This is a genomic window from Chryseotalea sanaruensis (assembly GCF_003990915.1).
GTDB classification, from domain to species: domain Bacteria; phylum Bacteroidota; class Bacteroidia; order Cytophagales; family Cyclobacteriaceae; genus Chryseotalea; species Chryseotalea sanaruensis.
On sequence record NZ_BHXQ01000001.1, the window covers coordinates 995676 to 1016398 of the forward strand.

General features: G+C 39.1%; 18 protein-coding genes. 1 reads left to right on the top strand and 17 read right to left on the bottom strand.

The features are described from left to right. Window positions 1–2: 2 nt before the first annotated feature. A complete protein-coding gene (gene tamL, locus SanaruYs_RS04020; protein WP_441547605.1) occupies window positions 3–2441 on the top strand; it encodes a translocation and assembly module lipoprotein TamL in 2439 nt (812 codons plus the stop codon). On the opposite strand, the gene SanaruYs_RS04025 is transcribed toward tamL, so the two are convergent. The 17 genes from SanaruYs_RS04025 to SanaruYs_RS04105 form a co-directional block, all read right to left on the bottom strand. Continuing rightward, on the bottom strand, window positions 2438–4207 hold the full coding sequence (locus tag SanaruYs_RS04025; RefSeq protein WP_246011834.1) for a polysaccharide biosynthesis protein: 1770 nt from the start codon (window positions 4205–4207) through the stop codon (window positions 2438–2440). The genes tamL and SanaruYs_RS04025 overlap by 4 nt on opposite strands. 141 nt (window positions 4208–4348) lie before the next feature. Further along, window positions 4349–4555: a hypothetical protein gene (locus tag SanaruYs_RS04030; protein WP_127121201.1), complete on the bottom strand. Its 207-nt coding sequence runs from the start codon at window positions 4553–4555 to the stop codon at window positions 4349–4351. Window positions 4556–4573: 18 nt separating this feature from the next. Continuing rightward, window positions 4574–7981, bottom strand: coding sequence for a T9SS type A sorting domain-containing protein (locus SanaruYs_RS04035; protein WP_127121202.1), 3408 nt, complete (start codon window positions 7979–7981; stop codon window positions 4574–4576). Window positions 7982–8056: 75 nt separating this feature from the next. After that, entirely contained in the window at window positions 8057–9175 is a 1119-nt protein-coding gene (locus tag SanaruYs_RS04040) for a DegT/DnrJ/EryC1/StrS family aminotransferase (RefSeq protein WP_127121203.1), read from the bottom strand. Then, window positions 9172–9591 (bottom strand): exosortase F system-associated membrane protein, encoded by a 420-nt coding sequence (locus SanaruYs_RS04045; protein ID WP_127121204.1) that lies wholly within the window; start codon window positions 9589–9591, stop codon window positions 9172–9174. Before SanaruYs_RS04045 ends, SanaruYs_RS04040 begins: the two co-directional genes overlap by 4 nt. After that, window positions 9581–10129: an exosortase family protein XrtF gene (gene xrtF / locus SanaruYs_RS04050; RefSeq protein ID WP_127121205.1), complete on the bottom strand. Its 549-nt coding sequence runs from the start codon at window positions 10127–10129 to the stop codon at window positions 9581–9583. Before xrtF ends, SanaruYs_RS04045 begins: the two co-directional genes overlap by 11 nt. Further along, window positions 10123–10707 (bottom strand): acetyltransferase, encoded by a 585-nt coding sequence (locus tag SanaruYs_RS04055; protein ID WP_127121206.1) that lies wholly within the window; start codon window positions 10705–10707, stop codon window positions 10123–10125. Before SanaruYs_RS04055 ends, xrtF begins: the two co-directional genes overlap by 7 nt. A 208-nt stretch (window positions 10708–10915) precedes the next feature. Next, on the bottom strand, window positions 10916–11671 hold the full coding sequence (locus SanaruYs_RS04060) for a YdcF family protein (protein ID WP_127121207.1): 756 nt from the start codon (window positions 11669–11671) through the stop codon (window positions 10916–10918). Then, window positions 11671–12732, bottom strand: a complete 1062-nt coding sequence (locus tag SanaruYs_RS20290; protein ID WP_246011835.1) for an ATP-grasp domain-containing protein — start codon at window positions 12730–12732, stop codon at window positions 11671–11673. Before SanaruYs_RS20290 ends, SanaruYs_RS04060 begins: the two co-directional genes overlap by 1 nt. A gap of 23 nt (window positions 12733–12755) precedes the next feature. Then, entirely contained in the window at window positions 12756–13361 is a 606-nt protein-coding gene (locus tag SanaruYs_RS04070) for a sugar transferase (protein ID WP_127121208.1), read from the bottom strand. A gap of 4 nt (window positions 13362–13365) precedes the next feature. Beyond that, the gene (locus SanaruYs_RS04075) at window positions 13366–14370 is read right to left on the bottom strand and encodes a sugar-transfer associated ATP-grasp domain-containing protein (protein WP_127121209.1); all 1005 of its coding nucleotides are present in this window, start codon (window positions 14368–14370) and stop codon (window positions 13366–13368) included. 11 nt (window positions 14371–14381) lie between these two features. Further along, window positions 14382–15497, bottom strand: a complete 1116-nt coding sequence (locus SanaruYs_RS04080; protein WP_127121210.1) for a hypothetical protein — start codon at window positions 15495–15497, stop codon at window positions 14382–14384. 52 nt (window positions 15498–15549) lie between these two features. Continuing rightward, complete coding sequence (locus tag SanaruYs_RS04085) at window positions 15550–16755, bottom strand: glycosyltransferase family 4 protein (protein ID WP_127121211.1); 1206 nt, start codon at window positions 16753–16755, stop codon at window positions 15550–15552. Continuing rightward, complete coding sequence (locus SanaruYs_RS04090) at window positions 16755–17807, bottom strand: NAD-dependent epimerase/dehydratase family protein (RefSeq protein WP_127121212.1); 1053 nt, start codon at window positions 17805–17807, stop codon at window positions 16755–16757. The genes SanaruYs_RS04085 and SanaruYs_RS04090 overlap by 1 nt, the downstream gene beginning before the upstream one ends. 22 nt (window positions 17808–17829) lie before the next feature. Beyond that, the gene (locus SanaruYs_RS04095) at window positions 17830–18954 is read right to left on the bottom strand and encodes a glycosyltransferase (RefSeq protein ID WP_127121213.1); all 1125 of its coding nucleotides are present in this window, start codon (window positions 18952–18954) and stop codon (window positions 17830–17832) included. Then, entirely contained in the window at window positions 18955–19626 is a 672-nt protein-coding gene (locus SanaruYs_RS04100; RefSeq protein WP_127121214.1) for an acyltransferase, read from the bottom strand. Then, complete coding sequence (locus tag SanaruYs_RS04105; protein WP_160118577.1) at window positions 19613–20713, bottom strand: glycosyltransferase; 1101 nt, start codon at window positions 20711–20713, stop codon at window positions 19613–19615. Before SanaruYs_RS04105 ends, SanaruYs_RS04100 begins: the two co-directional genes overlap by 14 nt. Window positions 20714–20723: the final 10 nt, after the last annotated feature.

The following is a 20723-nucleotide window of genomic DNA, read 5'->3' on the forward strand; positions in this document are numbered from 1 at the left end:
GCTTGAGAAATAAGGTCACCAAATATATCCCATTTTTTTTAACGAGCCTTTTCCTAAGTGGCTGTCTGGGGATCAAGCACCTTAAAGAAAATGAGAAGCTCCTGTATAGACAGGCCATTGTGGCCCCTAAAAGCATTAATAGCGATGACCTGAATAACCTTTATGCACAAGAGCCTAATAGAAAGTTTTTAAACCTGCCAATAGCCCCTCTTGTTGGTATTTATTACCTTGGTGAAAGACGGTATGATACGGCCAAGCTAAATCGGAAAAAAAAGGCTGTTGAACTTAAGTTTGACAATAAGATTAAGGCAACTAACAGGGTACGCAAGATTGCTAATCTTCAATTTCGTAAACAGAAAAAAACCGAGAAATTCAATAACCGTTTAGAAAATGGTAATACAATCATGCAATGGGGGGAACCTGTCGCGGTGTTTGATAGTTTAAAGGTCGAGGAAAGTAAATCCAAGTTTAACGCCTACCTTTTCAGTCAGGGGTACTTTACAAATACGGTAAGTGCCCGATCTATCACTATTCAAAAAGTTGTAAACGTTACCTATCGTGTCAATCCTGGGGAGCCTTACAAAATTGACTCTATTCATTACCAAATAAGTGATTCAACTGTTAATGCATTATTAGTTAAGAATAATGGTGCAAGCTATTTGAAGAGAGGTGAGCGATACATTGATGATAATTTCTCTAAAGAAAGAGAGCGCATCGATTTACTGTTGAAAGACAATGGTTATTATGATTTTAGCAGACAGTATATAGAATTTGAGATTGATACAAGTTACCTCAGCAATAGAAAGGTAAGCGTGGTTTTAATTATTCGCGATCCTGCATATCGCGTTCATCATAAACAGTTTTTTGTTGACTCAGTTAATTTTAATATTAATGCACCTAACCCACTCAATAGAAAAAGACAATACAGTAAGTATAGAAACGTTAACTACACTTATTGGCAAAAAGAATACAGTTTTAAAATCTTGGGACAACGTGTTTTTGTTAATCAAAACAATACATACAGTCGTAACAATACCCTCAATACACAAAGACAACTCGCCAACCTGGATGCTTTTAAATTTGTAAACATAAACTATGATACTTCAGGTGGATTATTCATTGCCAATATTTTTACAAGTCCTTTAGACCGATACGAATGGTCCAACGAAATTGGGGTAAACGTAACACAAGGTTACCCTGGCCCCTTCTACAACCTTAACTTTAAAAAGCGTAATATTTTCAGGGGTTTAGAGAACTTTGACTTGAATGCCCGAATTGGTATTGAGGGAGTTGCTTCTACTTCTAACCCCATAAAAGTATTAGCGAGTCAAGAGGCCAGTATAAACGCATCATTAACATTTCCTCAATTTATTTGGCCACTGAGTGAGAAAACACAAAATAAGGCTGCCCGTTTCAACCCAAAAACCAGGATTACCACAGGTTTTGCTTACACCGACAGACCAGAATACAGAAGAAGTGCATCTAACCTATCAGCCACCTATAATTGGCAAAACAAACAAAATAGCTACTACTCATTGTCTATTGCTAATTTGAGTATCATCAACTCAAAAATCATTCTTCCGGAGTTCCAGGAATTTTTAGATTTACAAGATCAATTGGGCAATCGAAGCTTATCTAATTCATTTAAACCATCCTTTGTAAGCAGTATACTTTTCAGCTTTACCTGGAATCCGGATAACTATGGCAATGCTGAGCGAAGCTCAAACTTTCTTCGCACTTCTGTAGAAACAGGTGGTAATATCTTTAACTTGATAGATCCACAGCCATTGGTAGATCAGGGACTTGCTTATTTTAAGTATGTGAGATTAAATGTTGACATGCGTAGAATAACAGTCTTGAATAAACACCTTGTAGTTGCCAAGCGATTTAACGGAGGTATGGCTTATTCTTTTAATAAGGACAAAAGTCTTCCTTATGAAAAATTCTTTTTTGCAGGAGGAAGTAATAGTATTCGTGCCTGGCGACCACGCAGGCTTGGACCAGGATCATTCAAACCCGTCTTATCGGCTGATCCGGACAAAGACGGCCTCTTTAATTATCAAATTGAACAACCTGCAGAAATTTTATTGGAGGGAAGCATTGAATTAAGACAGAAACTTTTTGGCTTCATTAGTGGTGCTGTGTTTGTAGATGCAGGTAATGTATGGACAAGGGTTGAGCGAAAAACTCCAGACGAAATACAAGGAACATCTAAGTTTGCGTTTGATAGATTTTACAAAGAGATTGGTGTGGGCACCGGCTTTGGCGTGCGTTTTGACTTTTCTTTTCTAATACTGAGATTAGATGCCGGTATTAAAGTGTATGATCCTGCCCGTGATAAGGTAGAAAGATTTGTATTGGATAACTTGAAATTTTTTGGGCCTTTTGGTACTAACAGGGAACCTGTTATCTACAACATTGGAATTGGTTACCCTTTCTAGTGTCTGTCAAGAATTTCGAATTTAGAGTAGTTACTCTTGTACTCAGGTACCAGATCTTTCATTAAAGTAACCATTTTAAGTTCGTTTGCATCGGTGATTAAATCACCAAGTAATTCAATCATGCTATTGACATGTGTGAACTCATATTCACGAACCCTTGCCTTTAATATTTTGGGATGGTGCGTTGGCAGGGTGTCTTCATTACTGCTTAGCAATTCTTCATATAGCTTTTCACCATCGCGTAATCCGGTAAACACTATATCTATGTCTTTACCTATATCGAGTCCTGATAAAAGAACCATTTTTTTTGCGAGGTCATAAATCTTTACAGACTTGCCCATATCGAAAATAAATATTTCTCCCCCATGGCCAATAGTACCTGCTTCCAGTACCAAACGGCAAGCCTCTGGTATGGTCATGAAAAAGCGAGTCACTTCCGGATGTGTAACCGTGATTGGCCCCCCCGCTTCAATTTGCTTTTTGAAAATTGGAATAACCGAACCATTAGAGCCCAACACATTACCAAACCGGGTGGTTACAAACATGGTATGGCTTCCTCCAAGCACCTGTAAATGGTTGTTTAAAGATTGGACGTAAATTTCTGCAATACGTTTAGAGCAACCCATTATGCTTGTAGGATTCACTGCCTTATCGGTAGAGATCATTACAAACTTGGTTACACCAAACTCAACGCTTAAATCAGCAAGTAACTTAGTCCCCAAAATATTACAGCTCACTGCTTCTGCGGGATTGCTCTCCATAACAGGAACATGCTTATACGCTGCTGCGTGAAAAACCCATTCCAGTTTATAATCTCTGAATAAAGCGCGCATACGCTCGTTATTGGTAATATCCATTAGGTGGAAACTAATCCGACAAGGACTCTTGATATTCATAAGCTCACGCTCCAATTCATAGAGTGGAGATTCCGCCTGATCAACTAAGACAAGTTGTTTAGGTTGATAGTGAATTAACTGTCTTGCTAATTCGCTACCAATGGAACCAGAGGCACCTGTAACACAGATGACACGCCCTTTAATTGCTTGTAGCAAATTGGTATTGTCTAACTGAATAGAGTCACGACCTAAAAGATCTTCAATGTTTACCTCCTTAATCTGGCCTGCCTGGAACTCGCCCTTAACCCATTTATCAAAAGAGGGCACCATGCGTACTTTGACCTTTTTTGAAATACAAAGTTCTACGATCTCATCTTTTCTTTCGGTAGTCAGATGCTTAACGGCTATAATTACTTCGGCAATATCCAACTGATCAATTCTAACTGAAAGATCAGCTGATTTGTAAATTGGAATTCCCGATATTGCCTTTCCTGCTTTGTTGTAATCGTCTTCAAAAAAAGCTGCAACTTTAGACTTACCCCTTGCTTCAGCATCGAGCGCCTGCTTGGCCAACATACCAATCTGGCCTGCACCAAAAATTACAACATTGTTTTTTTTCGCGAGGTCATTTCTTACATAGGAGAAGACACTTTTAACTAAAAGCCTATAGTAAACTAAAAATAAAAAGGATACGAAGAAGGAAATGATAATAACTGAATATGGAATAAGGTTTAAGCCAGCATTGTAGTAATAAGTTAGATTTACAGAAATTGATATGACCACCGTTAAGAATGAGGTGTAGAAAATACGAATGGCGTCATCAATGCCTGTGTACCTGACAATTCCTGAATAACTTTTAGTGATAAAGGAAGCTAATAAACCAGCTATAGCCAATAAAATAATACCAGTCTCGATTTTAAACGCCAACATTTCATGAATTTGAAAGTTGAAACGCAAGGCATATGCTAACGTTGCAGACGTAATGACTACCAACAGGTCAAGAAGTACGATGACCCACCTTGGCAAGACGGTTAGTTTTTTTACAAGAAGGAAGAAATTCAGCAAGACCTTTTAGTTGTCTTTAGACGAAGATTTGTGTAATGCATACATTTTTCGAGCACCTAATAACGCCCCCGCACCCAATATCCACTCAATACCTGTAATGGGCACATTATTATCACCGGGAGATCCACCGCCCCCTGGCTGAGCTTCTAATATCACAGGAAGCACAATAATAAAAAGCAAGATTAAAATATTCTTAAGGGCAGATGCCTTCATAAAAAGTATAGTTTACAATTAACGCTTAATAATCTTATGTACTGTAACGGTCTTATTCGAGTTCTCCACTCTAACCATGTAAATACCAGTAGGCATGGCACTAACGTCAAATTGGCTTTTACTGATACCGTCTGCCTGTATTACTTTACCCGCCTTAACAACTTCTCCCGTAACAGTTAGTAAATGCATACTTACTACATTTTCATCGGCTACTTCTACAGTCAATTCCTCCTCAACCGGATTAGGGAAAACAGCGATACTAATTTTTTCAGGCTCCAGACTGCTCATCATTGGTGTGGTTGTTAAGAAAAAGCGATCTTTCATTTTAGTATTAGCAGTTGAGATTGCAAAAACATATTCCTGAGAGGCAGGAACTACCATGTTATTCATCTTATCTACAAGAAAATACGATTGTGAAACGTTTGAAGAAAAGCTCAAGCTATACAAGCCTGCATCTCTTACTTCAACAGAAAGTGGAATCTCATTTTCTGTCCGGTCTGTTATATAATAAGCTAATTTCGAATCGTCTGCTCCTTGAATAGCTAGAGACATCCGTTCTTTTCCTGAGCTCATCTTAAGCGAATGCCTTCCATTTTTTTCAAGGATATAAGCCTCATCAACAATATCATTTTGTTTGAGTGAAACAGTCAACACTGGTACTTCAGGGCTGGCCTTTCTGTAGTAATTGCCACTTATAGATGTTTTTGCACCCTCATGTATAATCATGGTGTGGTTTTGTTGACTGTTGTCTGCATAAACCCAGAAAGCCTGGCCAGTTGCAATAGTACCATCAAATCCACTACCTGTTTGCGTTTCGCGATTGTATGAGCGCCACAACTCTGCTACCTCATCATACAACCAAATTACAGGATCAATGCCAGGATCGGTTGTCCAATGACTTGGATCTTCATCCCATACAATGGAAGAAGGATAAGGGTTCCCCACAAGGTTCCAACCATCAGCTGTAGGTTGTACTGGTGATGAGACAGTATGTGTTACCGTCAGTGGTATACTTCCCTGATTGATCGTTCCTGTCGCAGTCCATAAGGTAGGAGAAGTTCCATCCCACATAAAAAGGTTATATCCTATTCCGGGCAACAGTATTGCAGAGGCATCGCCAGAAGGGCCTGGGTAACCAGTGTAACCATTATTGAATGCCCCAGCTATTGATTCATTATACGAGCTTAAGTTAGCGTTATCATTATTACAAAGTCCTCCACAAGGGAAATCTGTGCCCGGGTAACCATTGATAAAGATTCCAGCATCTCGAAGCTGTTGCACTGTCCCGTTCGTTACCGGGGATGAGATGTATCGGAAGTCATTATCTTCGGCACCCCAAAGGCGTTGTACGGAAACATTTCCAACTACTGAAGCTCCAGCCCCTAATTGAGCAATGCTTGCATCTGATCCAGAAGTATCGCCAATAGATAGGAGTGTAAAGATTGATGTGTTAGTAACACCATCTGCATCAAAGGTTGCACCATTCGAAACTGTTAAGACCCCGCGTAAGCTCTGACTGCTATTCATACTAACTGTGCCCGCAGTTTTGGTAAGGGTAATATCATTAAACTGGTTTACATTAATAGTGCTGATGCTTTGGTTAGCAGTACCTGTTAAAACTAGATCAGCTGTCCCCAAGTTAAAAGTTCCTGAAGACGATAGGTCACCGGAGAGTGTCAGCGTGGAGCTTGGTGCGTTAAAGGTGCCGGTGTTAGAAAGAGAAGTAGCGCTGATGGCATTACTCCCTGCTGTGAAGAATCCTGAGTTGACTGTTAAAGCACCTTGTATGCTTAATGCACTACTTAAGGTTAAGGTGCTACTTAAATTAGATGTAAGGTTATTAATAGTACCTAAAGCTTCCTGACCCGCTGTTAAATTAGTTCCAGTATAAATAAGGTTATAAGGACCACCAGTAGGTGCATTACCCGTAAAACTTGCTTGTGAATTCCTCGTAAACAAAACTCCATTTGAAAAAGATAAAGATCCACCCGTGTTGCTTAAAGTACCATCCAATAAATCCAATCGATTAGTAATTAATATTGGGCTTCCAAAATTAACTGTACCAAAACGGTTTACAATCAGTGTATTTAAGACACTTCCTGGATCAAAATTAAGCGTACTGCTATTCGTAGTTCCTCCATTTAGTGTTAAAACGCTGTTGGAATTCGATACAAGTAGTCCACCTGTTTGGGTATTATTAATAGCAGAACCAATCTGGATACTTAAATCTGAAAAGTCTAAAGATGTCCCTGAGGCCATTTCCAATGAACCCTGTATAATTTGATCAGCATTACAATCAATTGACCCATTTAATAATGTGACATTTCTGAAAGTTATTTGGTTTGGTATTATTAAAACAGAACCAGATCTATTGATTGTTAGTTGGCGTATGGTGGAGTTAGTAGAAAATGGGAATGGAGCAGAGAGAATTCCAGAACCATATATATTGACAGAGTTAAAATTCCCGGAACTTGTAATCAGTGACGTTCCGCTAATGTCACCATAAATCACCAAACCGTTATTAGCCACATTGCTTACCATGCTATACTGACCTCCTTGTAAGTTAATATCCCCATAAACGAATAAGCTTAATCCGCTGTTCCCATTTAATGTGCTTGTGGTCATAGATCCGGATAAAAGTGTTAGGTTTCTAATAGTATGCACCCTCGAGCTCGAAGTATTAAGAAAATCTAAGGATCCTCCATTTATTGTAATTGTTGTCCCTGAACCCATATTTAAGTTATCTTGAATAACTAATAATTGACCAGATAAGATTGATAGGTTACCATTCATAACTAAGGATGTTGAAGCTGTATTATTTACCTCAACCCCAAAACTGTTATTAATTATTGTTGTAACACCCGTAGTTGAAGGATGCCCTGATCCAATGAATTGTTTACCATTTCCTTCATAGTGAATCACTGTCGAAGAAGTCCATGTACGACCAGTTGTTCTTAAATTACCTGTTGCTGCTATTCCGGCTGTAATCGCTCCAGTAGGGTTAGTGGAATATGAATATAAATCGCCACCTAAAAACACTGAACCTAAGCCCTGTAAGTGAGATTCTCCAAGTAAATGAAGAGATGCACCACTAAAAATTAATAAATCGGTGCCAGCGCCATCATTTATCGTAACCGAGACACCATCATTAACAATAAGGACTGCACCGCTATTTAAACCGGTTTGATCCAAAGTTATTGGCGTTGAAATGGTAATTATGTGGGTTGGTCTTAGACTTATATTGCTAGCAGAGAAATCTGGGGAAGTAGTGGCATTAGACCAAAGGTTAGAGCCATTAGGCAAAGCCTCTACCTGCCACGTTGCCGGATTGTTCCAATCGCCACTTGCTCTTGATCTATACCGGTTTTGGGCAAAGCTTTGGCTTACCAAAACGCACAAAGTGATAATCAATAGGAAACTTCTCATAAGCCAATATTTACAGACAGTAAAGGTAACATTTTCTATCAGGATTTATGCTAAAAAAGGCGGTTAAGTAACCCACTAGTCCAAGGCATCTCTAAACTCTCTGATGACGAATTCTAAGTCCTTTGTTGTTAGATTACTTCCAGAGGGTAAGCACAATCCTTTCGAAAATAAGTCAGCAGAAAATCCATTTTCGTAGGCCGGAGCCTTCGCAAATACAGGCTGAAGGTGCATGGATTTCCACAAGGGACGGGTCTCTATATTCACTTTTTCAAGCGCCAAACGCACTTTCTCATTTCTGCTTTTCTCCTCCAAGAGCACGCAGGTCAACCAGCGGTTGGCATAGCTTCCCTCCTGCTCAGGCTGAAAATTAATACCTGCTTTCTCAAGATGTTGACGGTAGAAAGCAAAAATCTCTCTTCTACGATGGACCCTTTGCTCCAACACCTCCAGTTGCCCCCGGCCAATGCCGGCACAAATATTACTGAGCCTATAATTGTACCCGATCTCTGAATGCTGGTAGTGTGGAGCCGAATCCCGAGCCTGGGTAGCTAAAAACCTGGCTTTTTCTATCCATTCACTGTTTTTTGATACCAACGCCCCTCCGCCTGACGTAGTGATGATCTTGTTGCCATTAAAGGAAAGGATACCAAAATCACCAAAGGTGCCACATTTTTGCCCTTTGTATAAAGCACCCAGCGCTTCTGCAGCGTCTTCAATCACAGGAATTTCATGTTGTCTGGCAATAGCCATGATTTCATCCATTTTAGCCGGCATGCCGTACAGGTGAACCACAATGATCGCCTTTGGCTTTTTACCGATTTTATGGATACGGTCCTGAATGGCTTCTTCCAGCAGGGCAGGATCCATGTTCCAGGTTTCCGGTTCTGAATCCACAAAAACTGGCTTTGCCCCCAGGTAGGCAATGGGATTACACGATCCTGAGAAGGTAAAGCTTGCACACAACACTTCATCGTTTTGCTTAACACCTAGAATAATAAGCGCCAGGTGTATGGCGGCCGTACCCGAGGAAAGGGCCGCCACTGCGTACCCATGCAAGTAATCGCTAAGACCTTGCTCAAAGGCTGTTAGATGTGGACCGGCCGGAGCCACCCAGTTGGTAGCAAAGGCTTCTTGCACATATTCTAATTCACGCCCTCCCATGTGCGGAGACGATAAGTAAATACGTTCGTTCATTTTTGACTGTACATGATACGTTGAAAGTAAATAGCGGGTATCAATAAAATAATAAGCGTAGGATTTACAATGAGTCTGTGCAACTGTGACAATAAAGGGACAGATATTTCTGCTGTTCCTTCTATTGATAACTTCAAGACCAGGTAAACAGGCAATAATATAAACGTGTCCACCAACTGTAACAGAAATGCAAGGCGTGTTATTTTCGCATCGTAAAACCAGGCATAGATTAATACTAACGCTGCCGTGTCGTTTAATACAATGCGAATCAACTTCTTTAACACAAAATCCGTTTCTGCAGAAAGTCCCAAGGCCAAACTCTGATTCAGACTGAAAGCATCCTGCAGTAGGTAGACTCCTGCCAGCACCAAGAACGACAGAAGCATCCATGCCAACCGAGAATAGCTAGGCAGCATGCGCAGTGGTTTTTTCCTTCTTCACCCTTTTTACCCAGGCAAACCACAATGCAAACACAAAGAGGTAGAGGATACCGGTAAAGAAATATTTGTGAAAGAAGTACAGTTGTTGTGGGAAATGGAGTGATATCTGAAACAATAAAAACACCCTCACTAAATTAACAAGATAAAGCAAGGCTAGCCCTGCGAACAGAAAAAAGAGTGTACTCTTGAGTCTGCCTGAAAAAGCGAAGAGAAAGGCCAGGTAAACGATCATCACATTCACTCCATTACATCCTTCAAAAACATTGATTACCTCAAGTCCTTTATATTGAAGTGTGCCGTAAGCAAGTCCGGGTAACACCTGAAGGCTTATGTCTTCATAAAACCAAGACAATAAAGTGCCAACCTGCTGGCTGACAAGGATGGTGAGAGGGTCGGCCATGGGATAGTAGGCTTCAATGTAGAAGCCATACAATGTATTCAGAAGCAGGTATAAGCCTAAAAACATCGCTAAAAAAAACAGGGCTTGCCGGTACGTCTTTAAAAAGTCTACCATAGTTTTTTCTCTTTTGCCGGTACACCCATTACCGTTTTTCCTGCCGCTATCGATGCTGTTACCACAGCCCCAGCACCTATTATTGCATAATCGCCAATGCTGATGCCCTGCAATATGGATGCGCCTGTACCTACAAATACACCTTCTCCTAACGTTACATTACCGGAAATATTTACCGAAGGCATAAGCGAACTGTAACGGCCTATTTTTACATCGTGACCGATGGTACTGTTCAAATTGATGATTACAAAATCCTCAATCTGTATATCAACAGTGAGCTTCACTCCAGGACAAAGAATAATTCCCTTACCCAACTTCACAGTGCTATGTAAAAACACATCTTCGCTAATCAAGGATTGAAAAGGCATTGCACTTTGCGACCAATTGTCTATCAATTGTTTACGGATTTTTGGATCGGAAATAGCCAAAAGTATATCATCCGTTTTAGCTAAGTCCGCTGCTTCAGTAAGTGCTTTAAAGTCATCCATGTAGCCGGCAAAAGCGAGTCCCTGCCTGTCGAGCATACCTCTTACCTCTTTGCCAAATCCACCGGCTCCATATACTGCAATGCGCTTCATGAGATAAAGGTAGGAAGTTTATGCTTTTGTTGATGTGCTGATGTGCTGATGTGAAGATTTGAAAGTAGGAATAACGATGTAATCATTGGCTGGTAAAAGAATGTGGTGATGAGTTGATTTGAAAATTGAATGGTTGGATACTAACCCGCAAGCTGATACACGGAAGGAAATACATGTGATGAAATCCTTCCTTAAAAATCCAGATATGTTAGTCCATAAAATACACCTGTATTAATCCCAGGTATTCATGGAGTGCTCTGTGCATCATCTCTAACTTTTCAGGCGATGGGGAAAAATTAAAAAGGCTTCTATTAGGTTCGTTTTTAATCCAATAGCCGGTAGGAGCCGGAATTACTTTTACTCCGTGTTTCTTACAAAGCATGACTGCACGAGGCATATGATATGCGTTAGTCACTAAAATAAGTGTTCCCTTCGTTCCAAAACGTCTTTTATATGCAAGAATCTCTTCATCAGTATTTGCTGGAGATCGATTCTGAAGCGTGTCACTTTTCTTAACGCCTAATTCCAACGCAGCCAAGGTGTGAACTTCTGCAATAGTTGTCTGTTTTTTTAAGGAATTACCACTACCAATAAACCTGCTCTCTTTAACTAGTCGATATATCCTCAAACCTTCAACAACCCGAGCAGAGGCTACATATGAAAGACGCATACTAGGAGGAAGTGCCATATCTTGAGAATTACCACTACCCAACACTAAAATATTGATTGGGCTAACCAGTTTTAAAGTTGGCCGTTGCTCAAAGACAGGAAATTGTTTTTCTAGTTCATAAATTAACAATTGAGGAACGGGGGACGCACCCGCAACTAAAATCCATACTATTGATCCACCTAAAAAATACTTGGCTAGCCTAATGTTTTTAAGTAAGTAAAAACCAATGCTTGCTATTAATAGAATGATAAAAACTACCAAAGGGTTACACAGTAAATTAACAACCTTAGTCATTAAATCCTTTTTAGGCTAGACTCTTTCATTATAACCGGCAAAGAATCTACATCTCTTAAGAAAATTAAATCTTTTTCAAATTCATAAACCTTAAACGTATTGTCGAAGGTAAAATCGTTACTCAATAGTTGTAGAGTATCTTCAGCAAAATTAGCTCCAGCTGCTGCAAGGCATTGTGTAAATGCTACATGTCGAACATTGATTTCAGTGATTAGAGGTCTACCTAACCTATCTTCTTTAAAGTCAACTGTAAAAAACCCATGAGGCCTGGCAAATGTAATTTTAAATAGATGATCCATTGCTTGCTGTGCTACCTTTACAAGGTTTGGTTCATTAAGTAGGCGTCCGAAAGAGGTATTTCCCGTTATTCCTGATGGAGCCACTTTTGCCATTATATAGTTTACCCGTTCTGCACAGGCGGCCCTCACTAGCTGGCCTTCAAAATAGAGGAGTTTACATGCTAGGTTTCTACCTGACAAAAATTCACTGGCTAAAAATGTCTTAACATTTGGGTTGATGGTTATCCAGTTGCGCAGCGCTTGCTCGCTTTCAATTTTTAACGAACCCAAGCCACTGGTGCCTGAACTGCTGCGTACCCAAAACGGTGGAGGCAAAAGCTGAAACAGGGTAGTGAAATTAACTTGATCGCGTGAAAATTCAACAGAAAGAGGCACAACTTCTAATGGCTTTAAAGCCTCCGTCATTCGGGCTTTGTCAATAAGCAGCTCCGCAATCAAACGATCCGGAAGAAGTGCCTTTACGGGTAGGTTATGCTTCTCCTGTCTTTGGCTCCATTGCAACACCTCTGCCTCCGGCAGGATGACGGCATAATCCAATTGTTCGTCCCTGATAATTTTTTGAATAGCATCCCAATACAATTCATCATTAGCTTTTGGCACCAGATAGGTTTTATCAAATAAATGCGATTGATAAAGGCCGATCGAAAGCGGATTGGTATCAGTGCCCACCAGATACCAATTTTGTTTCCGGCTATACATCTTTAATGCTATAGCAAAACTTCGTGGTGTGGGACCACCCACACCGGTTATTAAAATGCGCATGTATTCAATTTTATCCTTAGTGTTTAGTTAGAACCATTAAATGGTTCCATTGGCCGAGCTTCGCTTTGGTTAATTCCTTCCCGCTTTAATACTTTAACAATCGTCATCCAAAAAATTCTACAATCTAAAGCAAATGAAATATTATCTACATAATAGACATCTAACTCAAAACGCTTTGTCCAGCTAATAGAATTTCTTCCATTGACCTGAGCCCAACCTGTAATACCTGGCCGAACTTCATGCCTTCGGTTTTGAATGGGAGAATACAACGGAATATACTTAAAGAGCAAGGGCCGTGGACCTATTAAACTCATCTCTCCTTTTAAAACATTGACCAACTGTGGTAATTCGTCCAGTGATAATTTACGGATCCATTTTCCAAAAGACGTTAAACGCTGCTTGTCAGGCATCAAATTTCCATTGTTGTCGCGAGCATCATTCATTGTTTTGAATTTGATAATCTGAAAGGACCGCTGCAGATAACCAGGTCTTTCCTGGAGGAAGAATACAGTTCCTTTATTTTGAATAGTTAGCAACAAGATAATAATTATAAAAATCGGACTTGATATTAATAAAATCGTTATCGACAGGATGATGTCAACTAATCGTTTCACATACCTCTTATACATATTCTTACTTTATGTATTTCAGTAATTCATTTTTAAGTCCTTTCTTAACTGGAAGTTGCCATAAAAGTTTGCACCAATCATGGTTACCTTCAATAAGTCCAGGACCCTTTTCTGTTATTACAACATCCCACCCGATTGAACGATTTTGAGGATGCATTTTAGCAGCTTTTTTTACCAAGTCAAGAGTTTCATACCAAAAAGGAATGACGTAACCCTCAATACCCTTATGGGTTACCGGATGAACTGACTCAGCTTTCTTTGCAATGTCGCTATACACACCTTTACCTGTTACAATACCTGTTTTTTCATCGATTGGTGCGGCCATATTACCCGCTGCTAAATTATCAACTTTAGAATTTACAGAAATTCGTAGGCGGCAACCTAAAATATCCACTTCATTTTCCAAGTTGAGCTGCGTAAAAATTCGAACCGTGTTTACCGCTGATGGTGAAAGGTCGTTGAGATCCGAATGTTGTATGATAAATTCTTCCACCAAATCATACGGACTGTTCTCCAGGTACAAAACCAAAGAAGCAGGTGTGAATTCTGATGTATTTCGGACAGATACTTCCGCTCCACACTTACCCGTTGCGCCCTTAAAGACAATCCGCCCGGAAGGATTATTCAATAACTGCCTCGCTACAGTCGCATTTTGTTTCAACAATACCAGATCGGCCACTTGATGCAGCATATATGTCCCGTAGTATTTATAAAAAAGTCTTTTGTCATCCAATATACCACGCACTTCAGGTGGGTTCATTGTTCGTTGAAACTCATACATAAAGCCGGTACCAGCCCAATTGATTTTTTCCTCTTTAGCTTTTTCAAAAAAACGAAACTGAAAATATTCAAGCAGCGATATGTTGTATCTCAGTGAATCGGATATAGCACTCCATAACAACCCCAAATACGTGCGTTTCGTATGCCCCGAAGTGTATATTAAAAAATGACGAAGCTGTTTCCAGTTCATTTTTTTAAAATAATAAATCAAGTAAATAAATCGCTTCATTTCAGTTTTGGTTATGCTATTAATCTTCCCAACTCATGGGCTTCCCTAAACTCCACGTCTGGCCAACGCTTCACAATTTCTTTTAAAAGTATTCTTAGGGCGCTGATACCGTTTGATCTATTTGCAGGATCGATATGCCCACAGAAATTAACACGATGCGAACTGATTACTGCTGGCTTATTCCAACTAAAGGCAACATCGATTTGCCTCAAGGTATGATTAACCCAGTCAAATCCGCGGTTATCAGTAGGTTCGAATACTACATTCCGCACTATGATAAGCTGGCCCAATTTATTCTTTTTACCAGTATGGTAGATAATAGTCTTATACTTTCCGTGTCCGGTATGTTCTCTTTTAATCCACGGTGCATCAATATATTTTATTCCTTTGTCTAGCAAGCATTTATGGATAATACTACTCTCCCTCCCACCTGGAGCGTTGAAATGTACAGACTTATAGCCATAAACCTTCTCAAAGCAGGCTAGACCATCTTGTGCTATTTCCTGAAGTTTGTCATTCTCCTTTACATCATCAAAATCAAAAGCTGCTGTGTAGGATATTGAAGTATATCCGGAGTTTGAAATACTTGTGTAGGATTTGTTTTCGAGACAAGTAATTAATTCAGCATCTCGCTTCTTCAACTTTTCTTCAAAAACTTTTAGATTTAGGTGTTCTCGTCCGTGATACTGGGGAATGAAAATACGGCTTTCAATACCCTGCTTTACTAAACTCCAGGTACCCTCATACTGTTTTGGATCCTCAGCACTGACCTTTTGAAAGGTAGTGGTTAGCAGTTCGGGAACATAGCGCTGATAGTTTTCAGCTTTCATTGTATCAAAATCAATATTGCAGCTCATCGAAAAAGGTGTGAACACTGCATTTCTATTATTTTTATCCTTCACGGAGGTCAACGCATCAAACAATTGTTCCAGGTCTTCTCTGTTTTCAAGTGAATCTAATGCATCAAACCGGTTTTGTATTTTTAAACCAGCCTCATCCAGTTTTCTCCGAGCCGTAGGCGAGGCTAAACGAACATTTCCATAATCATCAACCGAGAACACCACGATTTTGCGTTTCGTCCTCCAACCCAATACATTTTTAATATTTTCTTTTATGAATTCCATCATCAATTCATGTAAACAAAAAACTAAGTTAGAGCCTTCACTAATATGATTGCCATTACCGCCACTGCTCCTCTAACAAATCAACAAAGCGTTTATAAATAACTTTTGAATTCCCCACCTTGAGAGCAATCTTAAGGCTATTATCCACATACTCCTGAAGCATGTCGGGATTCTCTCGGAAGCGCAAAATATTATTTACCAACCCCGTTACATCACCGGGTACATTATGCAAACCTACTTTATTATTCAGGATAATTTCTCTCATCTCACTTTCCAAGCTATTCAGTATAGGAAGCCCTGCAGACAACAAATCAAAAATCTTATAGGTAACAGATTGGGTTGCTCCTTTAATATGTTGTGTCATGCCCAACTGACAATGTGCGTAATATTGCAAAAGTACATCCTTTGCTAATCTTCCAAGAAAGGTTAAGTTAGTATGATGCTTAGTGTAATCTAGAATTTTGTTCTCCTGAGGCCCTGCACCTGCAACATAGAAATGAATTTGAGAATCTGAAGAAAGAACATGCGCTGCAGATAGTATGGTATTGATATCATAAGAACTCGCCAAACTTCCAGCATAAATGATGTTGAGCTTCTTTTTTGGCAAATCTAATGGGGCAGCATTTATAATATGTGTTCGAATGGCATCAAAATCTGCTGCGGGATACAAGCGTTCTTTTCGCGTTACATTATGAAACTGCACTGACCAATCAAGGTATTGTTGTGAAATAGATGTCAGCATTGTAACTTTTTTTAGCGAATCACGCACCCTCCGTCTAGGCATATAAAACATTAATCCATTTAACGGCTTTAACCAGTTAGGCATTGCATGCTCGAATAGTGTTGGCCAAGGATCAATGATATCCATGACTATGGGAATCTGGTTTTTATTGGCCCAAGTAGTCACTTCATAAGCAACTGAAATGGGTGGAAAGGCTAGCAATATCACATCCGGCCTTTCTGCCTTAGTCATTTCATTAATGATTTTTTTTCCCAAAAGAGCGTGCGAGAATAATCGTTTCAGCGAAATATTTTTCTTATAACCTATTGACTTAACAAAATGCAAACGATAATTCTTTTCATAATCAATAACCGTAGTTTCGGGATATCGTTGCACCTTCGTATTATGTTTAAATGTACTGCCCCAAAAAGTAACTTCATGCCCTCGGGATATGGCTTCTGATGCAATACTTAAAAAGCGTGTAGAGAAAACTTTATCAACAGGTGTTTGTTCAAAAATAGATACGAGCCAAATCTTCATCACTTACTTCTGTTTAACCAGGCTTCATATATCTCTTCAAAAGTAACCTGCAATGATTTTGTTATATTCCAATTGGGATAATGTGATTTCATTTTTCGTAAATCACTATAATAACAGATATGATCTCCTATCCTATTGTTTTCATCATATCTGTATTTCATTGGCTTTCCGCTGATCTCAGAAATAATTTGAAACGCTTCCAAAATAGAACATGTATTTTCTTTTCCACCGCCCAGATTATATACTTCAGCTATGCGTGGATTTTTAATAAACTCTTCAATGAAACGAGCTACATCGTAAGAATGAATATTATCACGTACCTGCTTACCTTTATAACCAAATATTGTGTATTCTTTCTCTTCGAGATTACACTTCACGAGATAGCTTAAGAAACCATGTAACTCAACGCCACTATGACTTGGCCCAGTTAAACACCCGCCACGCAAAACGCATGAAGGAATATTAAAGTACCGACCATACTCTTGAACAGAAATATCAGCCGAAACTTTTGATGCACCGAAGAGTGAATGCTTAGACTGATCGATGGTAAATGTTTCCGCTATTCCATACTGATAAGCTGTATCATCATAGTCCCACCGTGTCTCTAACTCCTTCATTTTAATAAGGTTGGGAGCATCCCCATAAACTTTATTGGTTGACATGTGAACAAATGGAATGCCCGTACTATGCCTTCTGGTAGCCTCCAACAAATTAAATGTTCCGACAGCATTGGTGTCAAAGTCATCAAAAGGAATAGCAGCCGCACGATCGTGGCTTGGTTGAGCTGCGGTATGCACAATTGCATCCGGTGCAATTGTTGGAATTAAGTTCAATACGGCATGCCGGTCGCGTATATCCACTTCATGATGATGAAAGTTTTTAATCGTTGATTCTAATCGTTTTTGATTCCATCGTGTATCTCCGGCAGTGCCAAAAAATACTGCGCGCTGGTTGTTATCAACACCATGAATTTCCCAACCCAAGTTGGCGAAGTGAACACATACTTCTGATCCAATTAATCCTGATGATCCTGTTACTAATAGTTTCTTCATAAATCAACTCTATAATATTTACTTAGTTTACAATTGAAAATTGAGCACATAGTGCTAAGTATTTCTCTGCTCTTTTTTGTGGGCTATCAAAATTTTTAAGTTGTTGCAATCCGCATTGAATGAGGCTGTCTCTCATATTCTTACTTTGAATGCATTGCATAATCTTACTGGCTGCCTCCTTTGCATCCATAGGGTTAAAGTACAAGGCAGCATCACCACAGATACTTCTTGCGAAGCCCAAGTCAGTAGTGATGATTGGCTTTTTCATAATCATTGCCTCGGGGTAAGAAGCCGAGAAGCATTCAGCCAGCGTGGGTAAAAACATTGCATCACATTCGTGATATAGAACAGGACATTCTGCAGGAGGAACCGGGCCCACATTGATCAGGTACTTTTTAAATTTCTCCCTTTTGATTTTATTGAATGATGCAGTATCTAAAGTTACAACAAATTGAAAATCATGAATACCCAAGGCCAGCAATTCTTCAATTACATTAGGAATGATTTCAATGTTTTTATGTGGATAATAGGCAGACAATGTCAATAACCGGAAAACATGTTTAGCTTCCTTATCAAGTTTTAGCGTAAACTTTTCTGGATTTATATAATAATCACTATACGTATTGGAAACAGTAAAAACTTTACTGCTACCTAAGGCAGATTGCACGCGTTGATTAACATCATCTGTTTGTACTACATACGCACTGGCATCTCTTTTAAAAAAATAATAGTGTAAAAATTTCTTTACTTCAAACTTCAATCGCTTAATTCCTGCAATCTGTTTGACATAGGGCGATTCCGGATAAATGTATAAAGGCAAATTGAATCCGATAATTTGAGGCGCTAATGACCGATAGTATGTGGGACCCGATGTTGAGATCATACAGTCAGGGCAAATTTGCCTTTCATACTTTCGCAACGTTTTTTGAATAAAGGGTATCGTAAGTAAACCAATGACTCCAAAACTGAAATCATAAAAGAAAAAGTTCTTTGGAAATACAGATTTATCCAACGATTTCGATATACCTTCTCCCACAAAAACATGATATTCATGTTCTGGAAAGTGCCTGCATTCATGAATAAATGAAAGTGCCACTTGTACTGCACCACCAAATCGCTGATGTGCTGTATTGATTACAATTTTCATTTAATTCACATTACCAGTATCGCGCGTAAAATACGCTGCTTGGTCATCCAAACTTTTAACACTTTGCGCAGGGTTACCCGCATAAACAGTGTAACTCGCATGCATAGGTTTATTTAAAATGGCACCGGCTGCCAGCACTGAATAGTCCGGCAATATTGAGCCTTTCAAGACAATAACACCTGTACCTATCATACAGTATTTACCGATAAGGATCGGATCTGCCTCCTGACAATTATCCTTGATATTAATTCCATGTGTAATAAATTGCGAACGGACTCCGGCAATTGTTGTAAAATCTCCAACATATATCCCTCCATTACAATCCATATAGTGACGATCTGTGATACGCGTATGTACACCTAATACCAATTCACACTTTCTTGAAACTGAACGCCTATAAGCTTCTGTTCGTATACTAGCCCCTGTTATCCAATTAAAGCTGCCAATTTTAGCAAATTCATGTAGGATTAGCGAATCAATTGCATTTATAAACGTACCGCTTTTAATAAGAGATCCCTTTTTCAAAACCACTTGCTTTGCCAAAATAATACTAAATCCAATTTTAGAATTTCTCTCCAACACAAAACCCAAAAATATTTTTAACCCCAGCTTACGTACCGGCCAAGGAAAGAGAAAACAAAATATTTGAATAATGATTTTAAAGTATTTCATCTACAAGCTTATCTATCACTTTATCAACACTAAATTTTTCAGTTATTTTAACTGACTCCATTTGAAGCTGCCGCCTAAAGTTATTGTCCTCCAGTAATGAAATCAATTCAGTAATAAATTCATCCTTTGCTCCCACTGCAATCAATAGGCCGTTCACTCGATTTTCAATTATATCTGATGGGCCCGCGTCACAATTATACGTAATCGCTGCGCAACCCGCAGCCATAGCTTCTGCTAACGCATTAGGAAATCCTTCAGAGTATGAGGTAAACGCAAATACCTCGGCTATTGAATACCATTTAGTAACATCTTTTTCAAAACCAATAAAACTGATTCTAGAACTTAGATTCAATTGGCTAACTCTTTCTTTACACTTTTCAAGATAATTGTCACCCCCACCCACAAAAACCAACTCCCAATCATTCTGTAAATATTTCGGCAAACGGCTATATATTTCAATCAAATCGAGTTGACCTTTTGATTCTACAAAACGGCCAACATGCAGAATAATTTTTTTTCGCTGCAAAGAAAGTGGCATCCGTTCAATCGGGTTAGGAAAATAGATAACTTTTTCCTGCCCGAACGATTGTGTTTCAATTTTTGTGCTCAACTTGGTTTGTGTTAGAATTCCATGAGCTGTACGGTAAAGCCATTTTTTTAAGAAATAATGATGCAAACCATCATGTCGTTCATATCCTCCTCGTTTCAAATTAAATTTTGAGTTTCTCCACGGATTACTTCGATCAGATACATATTTCTTTACGGTTAACCCAAGAGCACTCAATAAGAAAAACGAATTATACATACTACCAAAGGAGATCGCAACATCTGGCTTTAACTCTTTTAGTAATCTTCGAAGCGATAGAATTTTCTTTATAATATCAAGAAAGTAAAAATCTGTTTTGGGGAGGTAGCAAATATCAATTCCCAATGAAATCGGATAGAAGGGATCTTTCTTAGCAAAGCAAATTATCGTTATTGAAGCTATACCTTTTGTAAACAAATAATTCGATAGGTTGCTTACGACTCGCTCAATACCACCAGCTCCAAGGGATGGAACAATGAAGACTATTTTTCTTTCACTCAAAAACACTTTC

Excerpts from the sequence above, each read along its gene's own strand:
- SanaruYs_RS04025 (WP_246011834.1), bottom strand. The coding sequence starts at position 4,207 with ATGTTGGCGTTTAAAATCGAGACTGGTATTATTTTATTGGCTATAGCT.
- SanaruYs_RS04030 (WP_127121201.1), bottom strand. The coding sequence starts at position 4,555 with ATGAAGGCATCTGCCCTTAAGAATATTTTAATCTTGCTTTTTATTATT.
- SanaruYs_RS04035 (WP_127121202.1), bottom strand. The coding sequence starts at position 7,981 with ATGAGAAGTTTCCTATTGATTATCACTTTGTGCGTTTTGGTAAGCCAA.
- SanaruYs_RS04040 (WP_127121203.1), bottom strand. The coding sequence starts at position 9,175 with ATGAACGAACGTATTTACTTATCGTCTCCGCACATGGGAGGGCGTGAA.
- SanaruYs_RS04045 (WP_127121204.1), bottom strand. The coding sequence starts at position 9,591 with ATGCTGCCTAGCTATTCTCGGTTGGCATGGATGCTTCTGTCGTTCTTG.
- xrtF (WP_127121205.1), bottom strand. The coding sequence starts at position 10,129 with ATGGTAGACTTTTTAAAGACGTACCGGCAAGCCCTGTTTTTTTTAGCG.
- SanaruYs_RS04055 (WP_127121206.1), bottom strand. The coding sequence starts at position 10,707 with ATGAAGCGCATTGCAGTATATGGAGCCGGTGGATTTGGCAAAGAGGTA.
- SanaruYs_RS04060 (WP_127121207.1), bottom strand. The coding sequence starts at position 11,671 with ATGACTAAGGTTGTTAATTTACTGTGTAACCCTTTGGTAGTTTTTATC.
- SanaruYs_RS20290 (WP_246011835.1), bottom strand. The coding sequence starts at position 12,732 with ATGCGCATTTTAATAACCGGTGTGGGTGGTCCCACACCACGAAGTTTT.
- SanaruYs_RS04070 (WP_127121208.1), bottom strand. The coding sequence starts at position 13,361 with ATGTATAAGAGGTATGTGAAACGATTAGTTGACATCATCCTGTCGATA.
- SanaruYs_RS04075 (WP_127121209.1), bottom strand. The coding sequence starts at position 14,370 with ATGAAGCGATTTATTTACTTGATTTATTATTTTAAAAAAATGAACTGG.
- SanaruYs_RS04080 (WP_127121210.1), bottom strand. The coding sequence starts at position 15,497 with ATGATGGAATTCATAAAAGAAAATATTAAAAATGTATTGGGTTGGAGG.
- SanaruYs_RS04085 (WP_127121211.1), bottom strand. The coding sequence starts at position 16,755 with ATGAAGATTTGGCTCGTATCTATTTTTGAACAAACACCTGTTGATAAA.
- SanaruYs_RS04090 (WP_127121212.1), bottom strand. The coding sequence starts at position 17,807 with ATGAAGAAACTATTAGTAACAGGATCATCAGGATTAATTGGATCAGAA.
- SanaruYs_RS04095 (WP_127121213.1), bottom strand. The coding sequence starts at position 18,954 with ATGAAAATTGTAATCAATACAGCACATCAGCGATTTGGTGGTGCAGTA.
- SanaruYs_RS04100 (WP_127121214.1), bottom strand. The coding sequence starts at position 19,626 with ATGAAATACTTTAAAATCATTATTCAAATATTTTGTTTTCTCTTTCCT.